At 52.2% G+C, this 20,032-nt stretch carries 20 protein-coding genes; 14 read left to right on the top strand and 6 right to left on the bottom strand.

The genetic code is table 11. From position 1 onward, the window contains the following. Positions 1 to 31: 31 nt before the first annotated feature. A complete protein-coding gene (locus tag HMPREF2560_RS02340; RefSeq protein ID WP_004519158.1) occupies positions 32 to 370 on the bottom strand; it encodes a hypothetical protein in 339 nt (112 codons plus the stop codon). Between the two features lie 444 nt (positions 371 to 814). On the opposite strand from HMPREF2560_RS02340, the gene HMPREF2560_RS02335 reads away from it, so the two are divergent. Continuing rightward, a complete protein-coding gene (locus tag HMPREF2560_RS02335) occupies positions 815 to 1,771 on the top strand; it encodes a DUF2167 domain-containing protein (RefSeq protein ID WP_004519160.1) in 957 nt (318 codons plus the stop codon). 79 nt (positions 1,772 to 1,850) lie between these two features. On the opposite strand, the gene gltX is transcribed toward HMPREF2560_RS02335, so the two are convergent. After that, a complete protein-coding gene (gene gltX / locus HMPREF2560_RS02330; RefSeq protein WP_004519161.1) occupies positions 1,851 to 3,245 on the bottom strand; it encodes a glutamate--tRNA ligase in 1,395 nt (464 codons plus the stop codon). Between the two features lie 159 nt (positions 3,246 to 3,404). Here gltX and HMPREF2560_RS02325 point away from each other — a divergent pair, with 159 nt between their 5' ends. Together HMPREF2560_RS02325 and HMPREF2560_RS02320 are read left to right on the top strand one after the other, a co-directional pair. Beyond that, positions 3,405 to 4,499, top strand: coding sequence for an ABC transporter substrate-binding protein (locus HMPREF2560_RS02325; protein ID WP_070606482.1), 1,095 nt, complete (start codon positions 3,405 to 3,407; stop codon positions 4,497 to 4,499). A gap of 178 nt (positions 4,500 to 4,677) precedes the next feature. Further along, entirely contained in the window at positions 4,678 to 4,854 is a 177-nt protein-coding gene (locus tag HMPREF2560_RS02320) for a hypothetical protein (RefSeq protein ID WP_283116066.1), read from the top strand. Positions 4,855 to 4,927: 73 nt separating this feature from the next. Here the strand turns inward: HMPREF2560_RS02320 and HMPREF2560_RS02315 are convergent, their stop codons facing one another. Both HMPREF2560_RS02315 and arsC read right to left on the bottom strand, forming a co-directional pair. Further along, a complete protein-coding gene (locus HMPREF2560_RS02315; protein WP_070606488.1) occupies positions 4,928 to 5,584 on the bottom strand; it encodes a YdcF family protein in 657 nt (218 codons plus the stop codon). Positions 5,585 to 5,609: 25 nt separating this feature from the next. Beyond that, positions 5,610 to 5,969 (bottom strand): arsenate reductase (glutaredoxin), encoded by a 360-nt coding sequence (gene arsC / locus HMPREF2560_RS02310; protein ID WP_070734957.1) that lies wholly within the window; start codon positions 5,967 to 5,969, stop codon positions 5,610 to 5,612. Between the two features lie 169 nt (positions 5,970 to 6,138). On the opposite strand from arsC, the gene HMPREF2560_RS02305 reads away from it, so the two are divergent. The 6 genes from HMPREF2560_RS02305 (at position 6,139) to HMPREF2560_RS02280 (ending at position 12,294) form a co-directional block, all read left to right on the top strand. Then, positions 6,139 to 6,621, top strand: a complete 483-nt coding sequence (locus tag HMPREF2560_RS02305; RefSeq protein ID WP_070606494.1) for a TlpA disulfide reductase family protein — start codon at positions 6,139 to 6,141, stop codon at positions 6,619 to 6,621. 251 nt (positions 6,622 to 6,872) lie between these two features. Further along, positions 6,873 to 7,523, top strand: a complete 651-nt coding sequence (gene ftsE / locus HMPREF2560_RS02300) for a cell division ATP-binding protein FtsE (RefSeq protein ID WP_070606497.1) — start codon at positions 6,873 to 6,875, stop codon at positions 7,521 to 7,523. Next, positions 7,520 to 8,437 (top strand): permease-like cell division protein FtsX, encoded by a 918-nt coding sequence (ftsX, locus tag HMPREF2560_RS02295; RefSeq protein WP_070606500.1) that lies wholly within the window; start codon positions 7,520 to 7,522, stop codon positions 8,435 to 8,437. Before ftsE ends, ftsX begins: the two co-directional genes overlap by 4 nt. 196 nt (positions 8,438 to 8,633) lie before the next feature. Next, positions 8,634 to 9,887, top strand: a complete 1,254-nt coding sequence (gene murA / locus HMPREF2560_RS02290) for a UDP-N-acetylglucosamine 1-carboxyvinyltransferase (RefSeq protein ID WP_070504121.1) — start codon at positions 8,634 to 8,636, stop codon at positions 9,885 to 9,887. A gap of 127 nt (positions 9,888 to 10,014) precedes the next feature. Continuing rightward, the gene (gene metG, locus HMPREF2560_RS02285) at positions 10,015 to 12,072 is read left to right on the top strand and encodes a methionine--tRNA ligase (RefSeq protein ID WP_070606503.1); all 2,058 of its coding nucleotides are present in this window, start codon (positions 10,015 to 10,017) and stop codon (positions 12,070 to 12,072) included. A gap of 27 nt (positions 12,073 to 12,099) precedes the next feature. Next, positions 12,100 to 12,294: a virulence regulator gene (locus HMPREF2560_RS02280; RefSeq protein ID WP_070606506.1), complete on the top strand. Its 195-nt coding sequence runs from the start codon at positions 12,100 to 12,102 to the stop codon at positions 12,292 to 12,294. A 108-nt stretch (positions 12,295 to 12,402) separates the two neighbouring features. Here the strand turns inward: HMPREF2560_RS02280 and rsgA are convergent, their stop codons facing one another. Continuing rightward, positions 12,403 to 13,269 carry a ribosome small subunit-dependent GTPase A gene (gene rsgA / locus HMPREF2560_RS02275; RefSeq protein ID WP_070606508.1) on the bottom strand — a complete coding sequence of 289 codons (867 nt, stop codon included), beginning with the start codon at positions 13,267 to 13,269 and terminating at the stop codon, positions 12,403 to 12,405. Between the two features lie 151 nt (positions 13,270 to 13,420). Here rsgA and HMPREF2560_RS02270 point away from each other — a divergent pair, with 151 nt between their 5' ends. From HMPREF2560_RS02270 to HMPREF2560_RS02250, 5 genes are all read left to right on the top strand, one after another. Next, complete coding sequence (locus HMPREF2560_RS02270) at positions 13,421 to 14,038, top strand: tellurite resistance TerB family protein (protein ID WP_070606511.1); 618 nt, start codon at positions 13,421 to 13,423, stop codon at positions 14,036 to 14,038. Between the two features lie 99 nt (positions 14,039 to 14,137). Then, positions 14,138 to 15,058, top strand: a complete 921-nt coding sequence (locus HMPREF2560_RS02265; RefSeq protein WP_070734959.1) for a patatin-like phospholipase family protein — start codon at positions 14,138 to 14,140, stop codon at positions 15,056 to 15,058. A 108-nt stretch (positions 15,059 to 15,166) separates the two neighbouring features. After that, the gene (locus HMPREF2560_RS02260; RefSeq protein WP_070734961.1) at positions 15,167 to 17,023 is read left to right on the top strand and encodes a ribonuclease catalytic domain-containing protein; all 1,857 of its coding nucleotides are present in this window, start codon (positions 15,167 to 15,169) and stop codon (positions 17,021 to 17,023) included. A 134-nt stretch (positions 17,024 to 17,157) separates the two neighbouring features. Continuing rightward, the gene (locus HMPREF2560_RS02255; RefSeq protein WP_003681131.1) at positions 17,158 to 17,385 is read left to right on the top strand and encodes an exodeoxyribonuclease VII small subunit; all 228 of its coding nucleotides are present in this window, start codon (positions 17,158 to 17,160) and stop codon (positions 17,383 to 17,385) included. Next, on the top strand, positions 17,369 to 18,265 hold the full coding sequence (locus tag HMPREF2560_RS02250) for a polyprenyl synthetase family protein (protein ID WP_070734963.1): 897 nt from the start codon (positions 17,369 to 17,371) through the stop codon (positions 18,263 to 18,265). The genes HMPREF2560_RS02255 and HMPREF2560_RS02250 overlap by 17 nt, the downstream gene beginning before the upstream one ends. Before the next feature lie 156 nt (positions 18,266 to 18,421). Here HMPREF2560_RS02250 and ftsY read toward each other — a convergent pair whose 3' ends face one another. After that, entirely contained in the window at positions 18,422 to 19,954 is a 1,533-nt protein-coding gene (gene ftsY / locus HMPREF2560_RS02245) for a signal recognition particle-docking protein FtsY (RefSeq protein WP_168163291.1), read from the bottom strand. Positions 19,955 to 20,032 lie beyond the last annotated feature (78 nt).

Here is a 20,032-nt window from a genome sequence, read left to right as displayed (position 1 = left end):
AGCGTAAAACGCAAATAATACAATGTCTAAATTATTGATTCGCCTTGCTGCCGCCTACGCCGTAAACGGCATTCCAAGCCGCGTCCAACATTTGGCCGGCTTGTTGCAGCTTGGCATTTTGCTGCTCTTTCTGAGCCAAAGCCGTCTGAATTTCGCCTTTCAAACGGTCAATATCGGATTGTGCGGCCTGCAAACGGCGCTGCGCGCTTTCCAAATCACTTTGCAGGGAAATGATTTTGCTGTCGTTGCTGTTTTGCTCATGCAAAGCGGCACGGTAAACCGATTGGACGGACAGCAAACGGTCTTCCGCCTCACCGGCATACGCGGCAGCGGCGGATAACATCATCAGGGCAAGTAAGGTTTTTTTCATGGGTTTTCCTTTAAAGTTGTTTGATTTGTAAAGTAAAGCGCAGAGCCGATTTTTCCGCCGCCAAGTTTACATAATATGCTTGTTGGTCTTTGTTCTTGATGGCTTATTTTATCCAATCCGGACATTCAGGCTGCCGATAAAAGTTAATTCAATCGGCAGTTGTAACAGGCAGGCGGCTATTATTTTCTCATATTCTCCGCCTTATTCCATTATTTTCTGGTTTTATTATAAAAGGCCGTCTGAAAAATTTTCAGACGGCCTTTTTGAGTTTCACAATGATGGCTCTGCCTCTCGTCAAAAAGCTTTCCTGTATTTTTAAATTACAGTCATATTTAAATATGTAAATATGATTTATTTATTGTAAAATTTATCCTTTAGTCATGCCGGAGCATATGGTGTTGCGGCTGTCTGCATCTTTTTTAATTCTTCTTCCATGAGAACCCTATGATGAAAAGCAACCATCTCGCCTATGCCGTTTTGGCAGCCCTACTATCTATCCAAACCCTGCCGGCTTCTGCAGCCAAATCTGATACTGCTTCTGCCGTCGAGGCATCCGGGCAAGAAGCGCAACAAGCCTCAGACTCTATCGCAAACTACGTTGACGACCAGATCGTCCAAGGCCCAGCAACCGTTGATTTGGGCAATCAGGCCAAACTGAAACTACCTGCAAAAATGGTCTTTGTGAAAAAAAATCGCGCCAATGCCATGATGAGAGAAGCAGGCAACGCTACAGATCCCAACCGCTACGGCCTGATTCTCCCCGAGTCGGAAAACGAGGACGGTGATACTAATTGGATGGTAGACCTAACCTTTACCGATTCCGGCTATATCAAAGACGATGATGCCAAAGAATGGGATGTTGAGGCCATGCTCGAGCAGCTGAAAGAAGGTACCGAGGAACAAAATAAAGAGCGTGCCTCCCGCAACCTGCCGGAATTGGAAACACGCGGCTGGGTAGAAAAACCGCAATATGATGCAAAGACCCATCGTCTGATTTGGTCGATTGACGTTCTGAATAAAAACGAACCCGATCCCAATCCTGCCATCAACTACAATACTTTCCAGCTGGGACGCGAAGGCTATATTGAATTGACTATGATCACCGATTTGAAAAGCATAGATCAATACAAACCTATTGTGCAAGAATTGTTGGGCAATATCGAATTCAATGAAGGCAAGCGCTACAGCGATTTCAATGCGGCAACCGACAAAGTGGCCGAATACGGACTGGCTGCCTTGGTTGGCGGTATCGCTGCAAAAAAACTGGGATTATTAGCTTTGGCCGGCGCATTACTGGCTAAATTCGGCAAACTGATTATTTTTGGTGCTGTTGCAGCAGGTGCATTGTTTAAAGGCCTATGGCGCAAAAAAGATAAAAACAAACCGAGCGAAGAAGAATAAATAAATCCTGTTCAAAATAAAAAGGCCGTCTGAAAACTTGGCATTCCCAGTTTTCAGACGGCCTTTTATCATTCATGCCTTACGAACGGATCCGTTTCAACACTTCTTCTTTGCCGATCAAAGCCAATACGGCATCGACGCTTGGGGTTTTCGCCGTACCACAGACTGCGAGGCGCAAAGGCATACCGAGTTTGCCCATTTTGATGCCTTCTTCGTCGCAGAAAGGTTTGAAGAGGTCGTGGATGGCTTCGGCGGTCCAGTCTTCCAGCCCTTCGAGGCGTTCAGCAAAGCGCAGCATACGGGCGGCGGCTTCGTCGTCCCAGTGTTTCTGCATGTCTGCTTCGGCCGGCGTTTGTTTGACGTAGAAGTAGAGGCACTCGTCGGCAAGCGTGTTCAGGTCTTGGGCACGGTCTTTGACCAATGCCAACACGTCTTCCAAAGCAGGCTTGCTTGTTTCATGGATATCGCGCAGGGCGAGGCGCGGTTTCACCATTTCGGCCAGTTTTTCGTTGGCGGTGATTTTGATGTGTTCGCCGTTGATCCAGTAGAGTTTTTTCAAGTCCATACGGCTTGGAGACGGGGAAACGTCTTTCAAATCAAACCATTCGATGAATTGTTCCATTGTGAAGAATTCATCGTCGCCATGCGCCCAGCCTAAACGTGCCAGATAGTTGAGCATGGCTTCGGGCAGGATACCCATCGCGCCGAAATCGGTAATGGCAACGGTATCGCCGCTGCGTTTGGAGATTTTTTTGCCTTGTTCGTTAAGAATCATGGGCAGGTGGCCGTATTCGGGCAGATTTGCACCGATGGCTTTTAAGATGTTGATTTGTTTCGGGGTGTTGTTCACATGGTCGTCACCACGGATAACGTGGGTAATGCCCATGTCGTAGTCGTCCACGACAACGCAGAAATTGTAGGTCGGCGTGCCGTCGGCGCGGGCGATAATCAGGTCGTCGAGTGCTTCGTTGGGGATGGAGATTTCGCCTTTGACCAAATCCGTCCATTTCGTAACGCCGTCCAAAGGCGTTTTGAAGCGGACGACGGGTTGAACGTCGGCAGGGATTTCGGGCAGAGTTTTGCCTTCTTCCGGACGCCAACGGCGATCGTACGTCGCCGTGCCTTCTTTTTCTGCTTTCTCGCGCATGGCTTCCAGCTCTTCTTTGCTGCAATAGCAGTAGTAGGCATGGCCTTTTTCTAAAAGTTCGGCGATGACTTCTTTATAGCGGTCGAAACGGCGGGTTTGGTACACGACGTTGTCGGCGTTGTCGTAGTTCAGGCCGACCCATTTCATGCCGTCGAGGATGATGTTGACGGATTCGGCAGTAGAGCGCGCCAAGTCGGTGTCTTCGATACGCAATAAGAATTCGCCTTTATGATGGCGGGCAAACGCCCATGAAAACAAGGCGGTGCGTACGCCGCCGATGTGCAGGTAGCCGGTGGGGCTGGGGGCGAAACGGGTTTTGACGGTCATGATGACTCCAAAGTCTTTGAAAACAGGTATTTTACTTTTTCGGCAAGGTTTAAACAATGTACGGCCGTCTGAAAATAATGTCGGCGCAGAAGGACCGTCTGGGAACTTTTCTCCTGAAAACAAGACAAATGATAATCATTTCTTTGAAAGTATCCGCTCATGAACAAACGCGCTTTATTTGCCGTCCTCGCCCTCCTGCCCCTTTTTGCCCAAGCCGAAATCAAAACTATCAAAGACGTATTGGGACGCGAAGTCAAAGTCGATGTCCCTGTCAAACGCGCGGTTTTGGCGTTTTACTATCCCGACTATATCGCGGTAACGGGCGCGGACAAATTTAAAAACGTCATCGGCATTTCGCGTGAGTTTTGGGAGAAATTCAATCCCGGCAGCTGGGCGATGTTCAAACAGAAGCTGCCTACGCTGCAAAACATTGCGGACATCGGCAACATCAGCACCGGCACGTTTTCACTGGAGAAAACGCTCGCGCTCAAGCCGGACGTATTGATTCTGGCCGACTGGCAGTATAAGGCCGTCGCCACCCACCTGCCGCGCATTGAAGCGGCAGGCATACCCGTCGTCGTGGTCGATTTCAACGCTGAAACCGTCGCGCGGCACACGCGCAGTGCGGAAATTTTCGGCGAACTCAACGGTACGCAGGCGCGCGCCCAAAAAATTGCCGCCGAATACGCCCGAGGCATTGCCGACATCCAAAAACGCGTCGCGCGCGCCAAGCAGTCCAAACCGAAAATCTATATCGAGTTCGGCGACAAAGGCCCGTCCGAATACAGCTACACCTTCGGCAAAGATATGTGGGGCGCGATTGCCGACACAGCAGGCGGTAACAATATCGCCGCGCCTTACGTTAAAAACTGGGGACCGATAAACCCTGAAAAATTCCTGACGGCCAAACCCGACGTCATCGTCATTTCGGGGACGGAAAACGGCCATAAAGACAAGCCTGGCATTATGGCGATGGGCATAGGCATCAGCCAGGCCGATGCGCAACGCCGCCTGGCCGGATTTGTCAAACGCAAAGGCTGGGCAGACATTCCTGCCGTCAAAAACAAACGCGTTTACGGCATCTACCACACCGCCTCCCGCTCGATCGCCGATTTGGCCAGCGCGCAATTTATCGCCAAAACCCTGTATCCGCAGCAGTTTGCCGACATAGACCCAAACAAGACCTATCTGGACTTCTACCGCAAATACCTGCCCGTCGTGCCGGACGGTACATTTTATATCCGATTGAAATAGCGGCTGCAAAAATCATAGGCTCAGGCCGTCTGAAGATTCAGACGGCCTGAACATGCTATGCCGATACTGTTCTTTCAACAAAGTTACTGGGTACGTATGAACGGAAAAAACCAAATCGATCGGCCTCAGGCTCCGGTCGTCAGCATCAGCGAATGGTTGGTTGGTAACCAGCTTGATTATGATGATTCCGCTGGTCAATCTGATCATGATGTTTGTGTGGGCATTCAGCTCAAACACCAATCCGAATAAAGCCAATTATTTCAAGGCTGCCTTGATTCTGTTTACCATCGTAATGGCAATTTATCTGGTGCTGGCCGTAGTCATTTTTGGCAGTATAGCTGCAAATCAATATTAATAAGTAAGAATACATTTAGGCCGTCTGAAACCTAAAAGGCTTCAGACGGCCTTTTGTATGGCTTGCCCAAGGCTCAACTGCTTATCCAATTCCAAACGGCATCGCTCCATTTTCCGATACGGTAGAGAAACAAAGAATAGCTCTCCTGCATCAGGAACTTGGCTTTCTTGCTGCGCTCGTCAAAGCGCGTGGTCGGAGTGGCGGAGAACTGCGCGTCTGACAAGCCCAAATCGGCGGCCATTTCTTCGGCGCGCGCCAAATGATACGGGTCGCTGACAACAATAATGCTGCCGACTCCGTTGGCGTGCATGATGGGGACGATATTGCGCAGGTTTTCGTAAGTGTTGCGCGACGTGTTTTCAAACAGGATATTGTGCGCCGGTATGCCCTGCTTGAGCGCGTATCGGCGCCCCACTTCGGCTTCGGTCATAAATCCTTTTTTGGGTGTACCGCCGGTGAAAATGATTTTGCCGACCCGATGGCTTTGGTAGAGCGTGATGGCATGGTTGATTCGCTCACGGAATACCGGCGACGGGCGTTTGTCCCACGCCGCCGCACCCAACACCACCGCCGCATCGGCATGAACGTCCTTCGGCAAGGTTTGCAAACCTGTCCGGTAAATCTGCCATGTGCCGCTCAAAAAAATACCGCACACCAGCAAAACGCTCAAAGCAAGGCCGCGAAACAGGTAATATCGCAGGCCATTGCGGCTTTTAAGCAGGGAAATCATCTTCAGACGGCCTTATCCAACCCCGTCAGCCGAGTAGGGCGGCAATGTTTTCTAACGGACGGCCGATGGCTGCACGCGTAGGCGTTACCAAAATGGGACGCTCGAGCAGGGCGGGGTGTTCGGCGATTGCCTGAAGCAGGGCAGCATTGTTCAAATCAGGATTATCCAAACCCAATTCTTTGTACAAATCGTCTTTCGTGCGCATCATGCCGCGCACCGATTCGATACCGAGTTTGGCAAACATATCCTGCAAAGTCGCCAAATCGGGCGCGGTATCCAGATATTTGACCACGTCGGCGGCAACGCCTTTTTCTTCGAGCAAAGCCAGCGCGGCACGCGATTTGCTGCAACGCGGGTTGTGATAAAGTGTGAATTCAGACGGCATGAAAATCTCCGTATTATTGCAAAATCATTTAATGATGGCGGTTATTATCGTCTGCAACTGATTTTTACTCAAACTTTTTACCTGATATCTTGATACGAATCGGTAGGCATACCCACCAAACCGTTTTACAATAAACACAATTTCGATTGGCAACCTCAAGGATACAACCATGAAAGCCTTAACCGCCCTTCTACTGTCCACCACCGTTTTTACCGCTGCACCGGCCTTTGCGGCCGACGAAACGGCAGGTTGGCAGGACAACAAACCGCAAAGTCTGGAATCGCTCAAAGCCCCCGTGCGCGTGGTCAACCTTTGGGCAACCTGGTGCGGCCCCTGCCGTAAAGAAATGCCCGCCATGTCCGCATGGTACAAAGCGCAGAAAAAAGGCAGCGTCGATATGGTCGGCATCGCGCTGGATACCACCGACAACATCGGCAAGTTCCTGAAACAAACGCCGGTCAGCTACCCGATTTGGCGTTACACCGGCGCCAACAGCCGCAACTTCATGAAAGCCCACGGCAACAACGTCGGCGTATTGCCCTTCACAGTCGTTGAAGCGCCGAAATGCGGCTACAAACAAACCATCACCGGCGAAGTCAACGAAAAAAGCCTGACCGCCGCCGTGAATTTGGCCAAAACCAAATGTAAATAAAACAGCGGATAGGGTGCTTAACCTACGCTGCTGATACCGAGGCCGTCTGAAACCCAACCGTTCAGACGGCCTTTTTTCAAACCATATTACTTTGTGTTGCAAACCGACAGTGTCTCCACAGGCAGAACCGGGGTTTCACTATCAAAAAGCAGCCGAAATATTTATAATCTGTGAATATCCCCATTTTTTCAGACGGCATGTTGCCCTATCGATGACGCCGGCCGTCTGAATCCCTATTTTCAGGAAAACCCATGATCCGTTTCGAACAAGTTTCCAAAACCTATCCCGGCGGTTTCGAAGCCCTGAAAAATGTCAGTTTCCAGATTAACAAAGGTGAGATGATTTTTATTGCCGGCCATTCGGGCTCAGGAAAATCCACCATTTTGAAGCTGATTTCAGGCATTGCCAAGCCTACCAAAGGCAAGGTTTGGTTCAACAACCAAGACCTCGGCACCTTAAGCGACAATCAGATCGGCTTTATGCGCCAACACATCGGCATTGTCTTCCAAGACCACAAAATCCTCTACGACCGCAATGTCTTGCAAAACGTTATCCTGCCTTTGCGGATTAGCGGTTATCAGCCGCGCAAAGCGGAAGAGCGTGCGCGCATTGCGATTGAGAAAGTCGGCTTGAAAGGCCGCGAAAACGATATGCCCATCACTTTGTCCGGCGGCGAACAACAACGTTTGTGCATCGCGCGCGCAGTGGTTCACCAACCCAGCCTGCTGATTGCCGACGAACCGTCCGCCAGCCTCGACCGCGCCTATGCGCTGGATATTATGGAATTGTTTAAAACCTTCCATGAAGCAGGCACGACCGTGATTGTTGCGGCGCACGATGAAACGCTGATGGCGGATTACGGCCACCGCGTCTTGCGCCTGCAGAAAGGACGCCTCGCATGAGTATGATTCATTACATCTCGTTACACGTCGAATCGGCACGCGCCGCACTCAAAGAGCTTCTGCGCCAACCCATCGGCACGCTGCTGACCCTGCTCATGCTTGCCGTTGCCATGACCTTGCCGCTGTTTATGTATTTGGGCATCCAAAGCGGACAAAGCGTGTTGGGCAAACTCAACGAGTCGCCGCAGATTACGGTTTATATGGACACCGATGCGGCAGGTTCTGATACCGATACGGTGAAAAACCTGCTCCAACGCGACAGCCGTATCGATAAAGTCCGCTTTATCAGCAAGCAGGAAGGTTTGGAAGAATTGCAGACCAATCTCGACCAAAACCTCGTTTCCATGCTCGATGGCAACCCGTTGCCCGACGTCTTTATCGTTACGCCCGACCCTGCCACTTCTCCGGATCAGATGCAGGCCATCTATAAAGACATTACCAAACTGCCGCGCGTTGAATCGGCAACCATGGATACCGAATGGGTACAAACCCTTTATCGTATTAACGAATTTATCCGCAAGATTTTGTGGTTCCTCTCGCTGACTTTGGGCATGGCCTTTGTCTTGGTGGCACACAACACCATCCGCCTGCAAATCCTCAGCCGTAAGGAAGAGTTGGAAATCACCAAACTGTTGGGTGCGCCCGCTTCCTTCATCCGCCGTCCTTTCCTTTATCAAGCAATGTGGCAGAGTATTTTCTCCGCCGCCGTCAGCTTGGGCTTGTCGGCTTGGCTGCTGGCCGAAGTACGGCCGCTGGTGGACGCGATGTTCAAACCCTACGGTCTGAACATCGGCTGGCGTTTCTTCACATTTAGCGAAGTGTCGCTGGTATTCGGCTTCGTCATCGCGCTGGGCGTATTCGGCGCATGGCTGGCCACCACACAACACCTCTTAGGCTTCAAAGCCAAAAAATAAGCCTTAGCAAACAGGCCGTCTGAACCATTCAGACGGCCTGAAATCTTATCCTTTCGCAACTTAAACAAACCTTGTGAAAATTTAATACTGCCAAATCTAACAGCAAGGGCATAATCCCTTATAATTGATGATTTATTATCCATCTCATTTCATTTGTGCGGCATAAGCCGTGCAGACAAATAACGAAAGACATCCTGTGGACAAACTCAAAATCTCTGCCAACGGCCCCCTTAACGGCGAAATCATCGTATCCGGCGCAAAAAACGCCGCCCTGCCGCTGATGTGTGCCGGTCTGTTGACTTCCGGCACTTTACGCTTAAAAAACGTACCCATGCTCGCCGACGTCAAAACCACCCAAAAACTGCTGCAAGGCATGGGCGCACGCGTTTTGACCGACAACATCTCCGAATTTGAAATCAACGGCGGCACTGTCAACAACACCTGCGCACCTTACGAGCTGGTAAAAACCATGCGCGCATCCATCTTGGTTTTGGGCCCGACCCTCGCCCGCTTCGGTGAAGCCCAAGTCAGCCTGCCCGGCGGCTGCGCCATCGGTTCGCGCCCGGTTGACCAACACCTCAAAGGCCTCGAAACCATGGGGGCGGAAATCACCATCGAACACGGTTACGTCAAAGCCAAAGGCCGTCTGAAAGGCACGCGCGTCACCATGGACGTCGTGACCGTAGGCGGTACCGAAAACCTGCTGATGGCGGCCACGCTCGCCGAAGGCACCACCATCCTCGAAAACTGCGCCATCGAGCCCGAAGTTGTTGATTTGGCCGAATGCCTCGTCAAAATGGGCGCAAAAATCAGCGGCATCGGTACAGCAACCATGACCATCGAAGGCGTAAAAGAACTGCACGGCTGCGAACACAGCGTCGTTCCCGACCGTATCGAAGCCGGTACCTTCCTCTGCGCCGTTGCCATGACCGGCGGCAAAGTCGTCCTGCGCAATGCCGCCCCCAAAACCATGGAAGTTGTGTTAAACAAACTGACAGAAGCCGGCGCCATCATCGAAGCAGGCGACAACTGGATTTCCATCGACATGCAACAACGCCCCAAAGCCGTGGACATCCGCACTGTCGTCCACCCTGGCTTCCCAACCGACATGCAGGCGCAGTTTATGGCCATGAACGCCATTGCCGAAGGCAGCAGCCGCGTGGTGGAAACCATTTTTGAAAACCGCTTCATGCACGTTCCCGAACTCAACCGCATGGGCGCAGACATCACCACCGAAGGCAACACAGCCTACATCAAAGGCGTAGAAAAACTCTCCGGTGCCGTCGTGATGGCAACCGACCTGCGCGCCTCCGCCAGCCTCGTCATGGCCGGTTTGGTCGCAGATGGCGAAACCATCGTCGAACGCATCTACCACCTCGACCGCGGCTATGAATACATCGAGAAAAAACTCGGTGGCGTAGGCGCAAAAATCGAACGCGTACGCGGTTAATCCCATACACAGCCGATAAATAAAAGGCCGTCTGAAACACAGGCAATCGGGTTTCAGACGGCCTTTGCGTATTGTTTTGCGGTATAATTCCCGACATCTTTATCCATTGTTTTTAAAAGCACAAACCATGACACGCAAAATCCTTGTCACTTCCGCGCTGCCGTATGCCAACGGCAGCATCCACCTCGGCCACATGGTCGAACACATCCAAACCGACGTTTGGGTGCGCTTCCAAAAACTGCGCGGCCACGAGTGCCACTACTGCTGCGCCGACGACACCCACGGCACGCCCGTGATGCTTGCCGCGCAAAAACAAGGCATCGCGCCTGAAGACATGATTGCCAAAGTACGCGAAGAGCACCTCGCCGACTTTACCGGTTTCAACATCGGCTACGACAATTATTACAGCACCCATTCCCCTGAAAACAAACAGTTTTCCCAAGACATTTACCGCGCGCTGAAAGCCAACGGCAAAATCGAAAGCCGCGTCATCGAGCAGCTTTTCGACCCTGAAAAACAAATGTTCCTGCCCGACCGTTTCGTCAAAGGCGAATGCCCCAAATGCCACGCCCACGACCAATACGGCGACAACTGCGAAGTCTGCGGCACGACCTATTCCCCAACCGAACTGATTAATCCGTATTCCGCCGTATCCGGTGCCAAACCCGAATTGCGCGAATCCGAACACTTCTTCTTCAAACTGGGCGAATGCGCCGACTTCCTCAAAGCATGGACCTCCGGCAACAACCCGCACGACGGCAAGCCCCATCTGCAACCAGAAGCCCTCAACAAAATGAAAGAATGGCTGGGCGAAGGCGAAGAAACCACGCTGTCCGACTGGGACATCTCCCGCGACGCGCCGTATTTCGGTTTTGAAATCCCCGACGCGCCGGGCAAATACTTCTACGTCTGGCTGGACGCGCCCGTCGGCTACATGGCGTCGTTTAAAAACCTGTGCGACCGAATCGGCATCGATTTTGACGAATACTTCAAAGCCGACAGCCAAACCGAGATGTACCACTTCATCGGCAAAGATATTCTCTATTTCCACGCCCTGTTCTGGCCCGCCATGCTGCATTTCTCCGGCCACCGCGCCCCGACCGGCGTGTACGCACACGGCTTTTTGACCGTGGACGGACAAAAAATGTCCAAATCGCGCGGCACCTTCATCACCGCCAAATCCTATCTGGAACAAGGCCTGAACCCCGAGTGGATGCGCTACTACATCGCCGCCAAGCTCAACAGCAAAATCGAAGACATCGATTTGAACCTGCAAGACTTTATCAGCCGCGTCAACAGCGACCTCGTCGGCAAATACGTCAACATCGCCGCCCGCGCTTCAGGTTTCATCGCCAAACGCTTTGAAGGCCGTCTGAAAGACGTTACCGACAGCGAATTGCTGGCAAAACTGACTGCGCAAAGCGAAGCCATTGCCGAATGCTACGAAAGCCGCGAATACGCCAAAGCCCTGCGCGACATCATGGCCTTGGCAGACATTGTTAACGAATACGTTGATGCCAACAAACCTTGGGAACTCGCCAAACAAGAAGGCCAAGACGAACGCCTGCACGAAGTATGCAGCGAACTCATCAACGCCTTTACCATGTTGACTGCCTACCTCGCCCCCGTATTACCGAAAGTGGCCGAAAACGCCGCCAAATTCCTGAATTTGGAAGCCATCACTTGGGCAAACACGCGCGAAACCTTGGGCGAACACACCATCAACAAGTACGAACATTTAATGCAACGAGTGGAGCAAAAACAAGTGGACGATTTAATCGAAGCCAACAAACAAAGCATCGCCGCCGCAGCCGCGCCTGCCGCCGAAGAGAGCAAATACGAAAAAGTCGCCGAACAGGCAAGCTTTGACGACTTTATGAAAATTGACATGCGCGTCGCCAAAGTATTGAACTGCGAAGCCGTCGAAGGCAGCACCAAACTTTTGAAATTCGACCTCGATTTCGGTTTTGAAAAACGCATCATCTTCTCCGGCATCGCCGCGTCTTATCCCAACCCCGCCGAATTGAACGGCCGCATGGTCATCGCCGTCGCCAACTTCGCCCCGCGCAAAATGGCAAAATTCGGCGTATCCGAAGGCATGATCCTCTCCGCCGCCACGGCAGAGGGCAAACTGAAGCTCCTCGACGTTGACGCAGGCGCACAGCCCGGGGATAAAGTGGGCTAAGCCTTAGCCAAACCATAAGGAGAAACCATGTTAAACCTTTCCGCACCGGTACTTAAAGAAATCGAGTTGCTTCATGCCGCAGGCTTATCGGTTGGCGCTATTGTTACAGTGTTGCGTCTGAAGTTTCCGGTAGAGCTCCATGATCGGGAGGACAAACAAATTGAAGAAGCCGTGCTTCTCATGATCAATCCGCCACGAAAAGCACCTTCTCTTTCCCGCTAAGGTAGCAGTGCCGGTTGAAAGGTAAATTTGGTTATTCTTTAAAAAAAGGCCGTCTGAAAATTTCAGACGGCCTTTTTATTTATCCAAACGCTTATTTCCACTCAAACTTTATCTCAACAATTCATCGGTAACGCGTTGCAGAAACTCAATACGCTCGGGTTTGGCTTCGCCTGATTCGGCAGCGGCTTTGACGGCGCAGCCGGGTTCAGCGCGGTGGGTGCAGTTGTGGAAACGGCACTGGCCGATAAGGTGGCGCAGGTCGGGGAAGTATTGTAATAAATCGGCAGCTTGGAGATGGTGCAGGCCGAATTCTTGCAGGCCGGGGGAATCGATGAGTCGGGTTTCTGCGTCTAAATCGTACAGTTGGGCGTGGGTGGTGGTGTGTTTGCCGGAGTCGAGCGCGGTGGAAATGTCGCCGGTTCGGGCGGCTTGGTTGCCGAGTAGGGCGTTGGTCAGGGTGGACTTGCCCATGCCGCTTTGTCCGAGCAGGATGTTGGTTTGCCCTTCTAAAATGGGACGCAGGATGTCGGCGTTTTCCAATGCGTTGGTTTCGACCACGGGGTAGCCGAGGGTTTCGTAGAATTTGAGTTTCTCGCGCCATTGGGCGGCTTCGGGGAGGTCGGCTTTATTGAGGACGATGACGGCGTTAATGCCGGCCGCTTCGGCTGCGAGGAGGGCGCGTTGCAACAGGGCTTCGCTGGGTGAGGGGCTGGCGGCGGTTACGATGAGCAGTTGGGTAACGTTGGCGGCAATCAGTTTGGTTTTCCACGCGTCTTGGCGGTAGAGCAGGCTTTCGCGCGGGAGGTAGTCTTCAATCACGACTTGTTCGCCGTTGATGGGGCTGATGCGGACTTGGTCGCCGCAGGCGAAATCGACGCGTTTTTTGCGGGTGGTGGCGTCATATGTTTGGCCGTCAGGGGTACGGACAATATAGCGGCGGCCATAGCTGGTAATGATTTGGGCGGTATCGGTCATGATGGGATTTATTGTTTGGAATGGTGTGATTGTACCGAAAGTCGGCTATGGCCGTCTGAAAACTTGTTTGCACCTTTTAACTTTCTTTGGCTTGGTTTTTGGGTGTTTCTACTCTATATTTGCAATGTATTGGTTTTCAGGAGATTTTTTTATGGATTTCAGTCAGTTGCTCAATCAGGTTTTGGATGCGGCTCAAAAAGGCGGCAAAGCGGTGGCGGACAGCCCGCTCAATTCTTTCGGCGGCGGCGCGTTGACGGGTGCTTTGGCATCGATGCTGTTGAAAAAGAAAAACGCAAAGAAGCTGGTCAAGGCTGGCTCGGTCGCCGCTTTGGGTTTTCTGGCTTATAAAGGCTATCAAAACTGGAAACAAAACCGCCAGCAGGACGAATTGCCGCAAAGTGCGTTCCAACCTGCCGGCCTGATTGGTGAAAACCACAGCCGTGTAATTTTGCAAACAATGATTGCGGCGGCGGCTTCAGACGGCCTGATTGACGATGCGGAACGCGCGGCCATTGAGCGTGAAAGCGGCAGCGATGCGGAAACGGCGGCATGGTTGCAGGCGGAATATGCGCAACCGGCCTCCATCGAGCAAATTGCTGCTTCGGTTGGCAATGACGAGGCTTTGGCAGCCGAAACTTATCTGGCGGCCCGATTGGTCTGCGCAGACTTGTCGCGCAAGGAAATCGTGTTCCTGAGCCGTTTGTCCCAAGCTTTGAATTTGGACGACCAACTGGTCGAAAGTTTGGAAAAACAGCTCGAATTGGCTTAAGCCGGATTTAAAAGGCCGTCTGAATCCTAATTTCAGACGGCCTTTCGACTTAATTTCAGAGTAAAATAACCCTTTCGACATATTAAAGGCTGTCTGAACATGAATAAACTTTTTTCCACATTCAAAACGTTTTTAGCCGCTTCGTCCGTCTTGGTATTGGCCGCCTGCCCGAGCGGCAACGCGCCGCAATCCAAACCTTCTACGCAGGGTCAAAATACGGTTTCGCATACTGCACCCAAACCGAAAGCCACGGTTGCGCTGGCTTTGGGCGGCGGCGCATCCAAAGGATTTGCCCATATCGGGATTATTAAAGTTTTGAAAGAAAACAATATTCCGATCAAAATCGTTACCGGCACATCCGCAGGCTCGATTGTCGGCAGTATGTACGCTTCGGGAATGTCGCCCGACCGCCTCGAATTGGAAGCGGAAATTTTGGGTAAAACCGATTTGGTGGATTTGACCTTGTCCACCAGCGGCTTCATCAAAGGCGAAAAACTGCAAAACTACATCAACCGCAAAGTCGGCAACCGCCCGATGCAGCAGTTCCCCATCAAATTTGCCGCCGTTGCAACCGATTTTGAAAGCGGCAAACCGGTGGTGTTCAACGTAGGCAATGCCGGACAGGCCGTCCGCGCTTCTGCTTCGATTCCGAACGTGTTCCAACCTGTTGTTATCGGCAGCCGCAAATATGTAGACGGCGGCCTGTCACAGCCCGTACCGGTCAGCGCGGCGAAAAAACTGGGTGCAAACTTCATCATTGCCGTCGATATTTCCGCCCGTCCGGCCAAAAATGTCAGCCAAGGTATGTTCTCCTATCTTGACCAAACCTTCAACGTGATGAGCCAAACCGCCTTACACCAAGAATTGGGCCAAGCCAATGTAGTCATTAAACCGCAGGTTTTGGAGCTGGGCTCGATTGGCGGTTTCGACCAAAAACAACGCGCCATCCAATTGGGCGAACAGGCCGCACGCGCCGCCCTGCCTGAAATCAAACGCAAACTGGCGGCATATCAGTATTAATCATCCGCCGTTTTGACAGGCCGTCTGAAAGTATGTTTTTCAGACGGCCTTTCTTGTGCAAATCTGCTAAAATCACGCGTTTCCTACAAATCATAAAATCCTAAAAAAATGAATATCTTTTACGAAGAGTCCGGCCAATTCAAAGTTGCCTCCATCGTCCAAAAAAACGACGCCACCTACCAAGTCGATACCCAACACGGCAAACGCACCAAAGTGAAGGCAAACAATGTCTTTGCCGAGTTTGACGGCGATATGGCGGCATTTTTGGAGAACGCGCAGGCGCAGGCGGCGGACATCGACACCGATTTATTGTGGGAAGTATGCGGCGAAGAGGAATTTACCGCCGAAGCCATCGCCGAAGAATATTACGGCCATGCGCCGACCAAAACCGAGCTGGCGGCGACCTTGATTGCGCTTTACGCCGCGCCGATGTATTTCTACAAAAAAGCCAAAGGCGTGTTCAAAGCCGCGCCTGAAGAAACTTTGAAACAGGCGCTTGCCGCCATCGAACGCAAAAAACAGCAAGACGCGCAAATCGACGCTTGGGCGGAAGCCTTGAAACGCGGCGAGATGCCATCTGAAATCGCGGCAGATTTGAAAACCATCTTACACGCGCCCGACAAGCAGTCGCTGACTTACAAAGCCTTTACCAAAGCCGCCGACGCGCTGAAAACCTCCGCCTACGAATTGGCGAAAAAAACGGGCGGCATTACGTCCATCCCCCAATACCTGCAAGACGGGTTTGAAATCAAATACTTCCCCAAAGGAACAGGTTTCCCCGATCTTCCGCTTCCTGAAATGCCCGACCTGCCCAAGGCCGATGTTACCGCCTTTTCCATTGACGACGAATCAACCACCGAAGTCGATGACGCTTTGAGCCTGACCGACTTGGGCAACGGCATGAAACGCGTCGGCATCCACATCGCCGCGCCGTCGCTTGCCGTTAAACCGGGCGACAAAATGGCAAAAAACATCATGGAACGCTTGAGCACGGTTTATTTCCCCGGCGGCAAAATCACCATGCTGCCCGAAAACTGGATTGCCGCGTTCAGCCTTGATGCAGGCGCATACCACCCTGCCGTCAGCATTTATTTTGATGTGGACAGCGAGTTCAACGTCGGCGAGCCGACCTGCAAAATCGAAGCGGTCAACATCGCCGAAAACCTGCGCATTCAAGCCATCGAACCGCATTTCAACGCCGAAACCGGCTTGGACGAAGCCGGCGAAATGATGTTTGCCCACCATCAAGACCTGATTTGGTTCTATCAATTCGCCATCGCCCTGCAAAAAGCGCGCGGCAAATACGAACCCGACCGTGCGCCGCAATACGATTACAGCATCGAATTGGATGAGGAAGGCAACGTATCCGTCGTCTGCCGCGAACGCGGTTCGCCCATCGATACGCTGGTCAGCGAGATGATGATACTCGCCAACAGCACTTGGGCACAAATGCTGGACGAAAACGAGCTGCCCGGTCTTTTCCGCGTCCAACCGGCAGGCAAAGTGCGCATGAGCACCAAATCCGAACCGCACATCGGCATGGGCGTGCAGCATTACGGCTGGTTCACCTCGCCGCTGCGCCGCGCCGCCGACTACATCAACCAAAAGCAGCTGATCAGCCTGATCGACGACACTGCCGAGCCGCTGTACCAAAACAGCGATGCCGAGCTTTTCGCCGCGCTGCGCGACTTCGATGCCGCCTATACAGCCTACGCCGACTTCCAACGCCAAATGGAAGCCTACTGGAGCCTCGTCTACCTGCAACAGCAAGGAATGAGCGAGCTGACGGCTACCATCCTCAAAGAAGACCTCGTCCGCATTGAGGGGCTGCCGCTGGTAACGCGCGCGACCGGTATTCCGTTTGACGCGCTGCCCAAATCGCAGGCATTGTTCAAAATCACCGAATTGGATGCCGAGAAGCAGTTTATCGCGCTCAACTATCAAAAAGCCGTTTTACCGGGCTGATAACGTTATTCCGTTTGAAAAAAGGCCGTCTGAACGCAAAAACAGAAATCTTTGATTTCGTTTTCATCCCTGTTCAGACGGCCTTCATCATCTAAAAATGCTACAATTCCCTTTTCTGCCCATCATTTCAAACCATGAAAAAAAACGCCCCCCAATCCTTTGAAGAAGCCTTATCCCGCCTTGAAACCCTGACCCAGGCCATGCAAAGCAGCGAAATGCCGCTGGAAGACGCCCTGGCCGCCTATCAGGAAGGCAACGAATTGGTCAGATACTGCCAAACCAAATTGGCGGAAGTCGAGCAAAAACTGCAAGTCTTGGATGCCGGCGAACTGAAGGAGTTGAACCTTGAACCCGGCGAATGAACTCAAAACATGGCAGCAAAAAGCCCAAGCGCAAACCGAATTGCTGCTGGCGCATTTCTTGCCGTCTGAAAGCCAAGTGCCGCACACGCTGCACGAAGCCATGCGTTACGTTACCCTCGGTGGTGGCAAACGGCTGCGCCCGCTCTTGGTGCTTGCCGCATCCGAATTGGGCGAAGCAAACCAAAATGCCGTCGAGCAGGCGATGGCGGCCATCGAAATGGTGCACGTCTATTCTCTAGTTCACGACGATATGCCGGCGATGGACAATGACAGCCTGCGCCGCGGCAAACCGACCTGCCATGTGCAATACGATGAAGCAACCGCCCTTTTGGTCGGCGATGCGCTGCAAACCCAAGCCTTTGATGTACTGAGCCGTCCGACAGACCTGCCTGCCGAACGTCAGCTTGCCATGTTGTCCACGCTGGCTCAGGCATCCGGCAGCCTCGGCATGGCGGGCGGACAAGCCATAGACCTTGCCAATATCGGCAAAGCCATGAATCAGGCCGAACTGGAACAGATGCACAGCCTCAAAACCGGCGCGCTCATCCGCGCGGCCGTGGCCTTAGGCGCACTTTCCTGCCCAGACTTAACACCGGCGCAAATCCAAACCTTAGACCACTACGCCGCCAAATTAGGCTTGGCTTTCCAAGTGATCGACGATGTATTGGACTGCGAAGCCGATACCGCCACATTGGGCAAAACCGCCGGCAAAGACTCGGACAACGACAAACCGACCTACGTCAAACTGATGGGCCTGCAGGCCGCGCGTACTTACGCAGAAACGCTGATTGCAGAAACCGTTTCCCTGATCGAGCCATTCGGCAGCAAAGCCCTGCGCCTGCGCCAACTGGCAGAGTTTGTTACCGCACGGAAAAACTAAATCTGCAAATAAATAAAGGCCGTCTGAAACCTGATTTTAAGTTTCAGACGGCCTTTTTAACAGCCTGTTTGGCTGGTATCACCCGAATACGGAGTCTTTCAAAATACGGCTCAGAAATCCCCCGCAAACTGCGTTTACAAGCCTCAGCCTGTCTGTTTAATCCAATAGGGCATCTACAAACGCTTTGGCATTAAACGGACGCAAATCGTCGATGCCTTCGCCTACGCCGATGTAGCGGACAGGAACAGGGCGGTCAGAGGCAAGGGCAGCAAGGATGCCGCCTTTGGCCGTACCGTCTAGCTTGGTGACGATAAGGCCGGTCAGACCCAGCGCTTCGTCAAAGGCTTTTACTTGGTTGACGGCGTTTTGACCGATGTTGGCATCAAGCACGACGATGATTTCATGTGGCGCATCAGGCATGGCTTTTTGCAACACGCGCTTCACTTTTTTGATTTCTTCCATCAAATGAAGCTGCGTCGGCAGACGGCCGGCAGTATCAGCCAGCACGATATCGATCCCGCGCGCTTTCGCGGCTTGGACGGCATCAAAACAAACGGCAGCGGAATCGCCCGTAGTTTGCGAAATCACGGTTACATTGTTGCGTTCGCCCCAAGCCTGAAGCTGCTCACGCGCGGCGGCACGGAAAGTATCGCCTGCCGCCAGCAATACAGATTTACCCTGCGCTTGGAAGTATTTGGCCAGTTTGCCGATAGAAGTGGTTTTGCCTGCGCCGTTGATACCGGCAAGCATAATCACGAAAGGCTCCTTGGTTTCCGGCAATACCAAAGGCTTCTCCAGAGGCTTAATCAAATCGTACAGCGCATCTTTCAGCGCACCGCGCAATTCGTTGCCGTCTTTGAGGCCTTTGAGGCTGACACGGTCGCGCACGTCTTTCATCAAGTATTCGGTGGCTTCCATGCCCATATCGCTGGTAATCAGCACGGTTTCCAGCTCTTCGTACAAATCCTCGTCGATTTGTCCGCCGCCGAACACGCCGGCCAACGATTTTGCCATTTTGTCGCGTGATTTGGTCAAGCCTTGTTTCAAACGCGCGGCCCAACTGAGCTTATGTTCTTCTGCCGGAGCAGGGGCTTCAACCGGTGTTTCCACAACGGCTTCTTGAACTTGCTCGACAGCTTCGCTAACTGCCTCAACAGCTTCTTCTTTTACCGCTTCGGCCTGTTCTGCTGCTTTCTCAGCAGCTTCAGCCACTTCAGACGGCATCTCGGAAACAGTTTCTTGAACCTGTTCAACAGCCTCGCTGACTGTTTCAACAGCTGCTTCTTTTACCGCCTCAGCCTGTTCTGCCACTTCTTCAGCAACCTCAGCCGCTTCAGACGGCATCTCGGCAACGGTTTCTTGAACCTGTTCAACAGCCTCGCTGACGGTTTTAACAGCCGCTTCTTTTGCCGCTTCAAGGTGTTCTTCTACTTTTTCCACTGTTTCAGACGGCGTTTCGGTCAAAGCTTCCCGTACCTGCTCGACGGTTTCGCTGACAGTTTCTACAGCCGATTCGACAACTGATTCAACATGTCCTTTGACGTTTTCTGCTAAAGATTCGGCATCTTCTTTAATATTTTCAAATACTTGAGCAACTTCAGATTCTACTTTTGCTGCGGTTTCCTGAACTTGAGCCTCCTCAGGAGCCGGAGTTTCCTGTTTTTTCTTGCGACGGAAGAAGCTGAACATTAAATTTTCCTTTTAATTTTAGAAACTTGAAATAGGGAGTATTGTAGCGTATTTTACGTGGCAAGGTCGTCTGAAAAT

The sequence above is a fragment of the Neisseria sp. HMSC078H04 genome, assembly GCF_001838135.1.
In the GTDB taxonomy this organism is placed as follows: domain Bacteria; phylum Pseudomonadota; class Gammaproteobacteria; order Burkholderiales; family Neisseriaceae; genus Neisseria.
The sequence above is the reverse complement of the archived record's forward strand: the minus strand, read 5'-3'. Positions and strand labels throughout refer to the sequence as shown.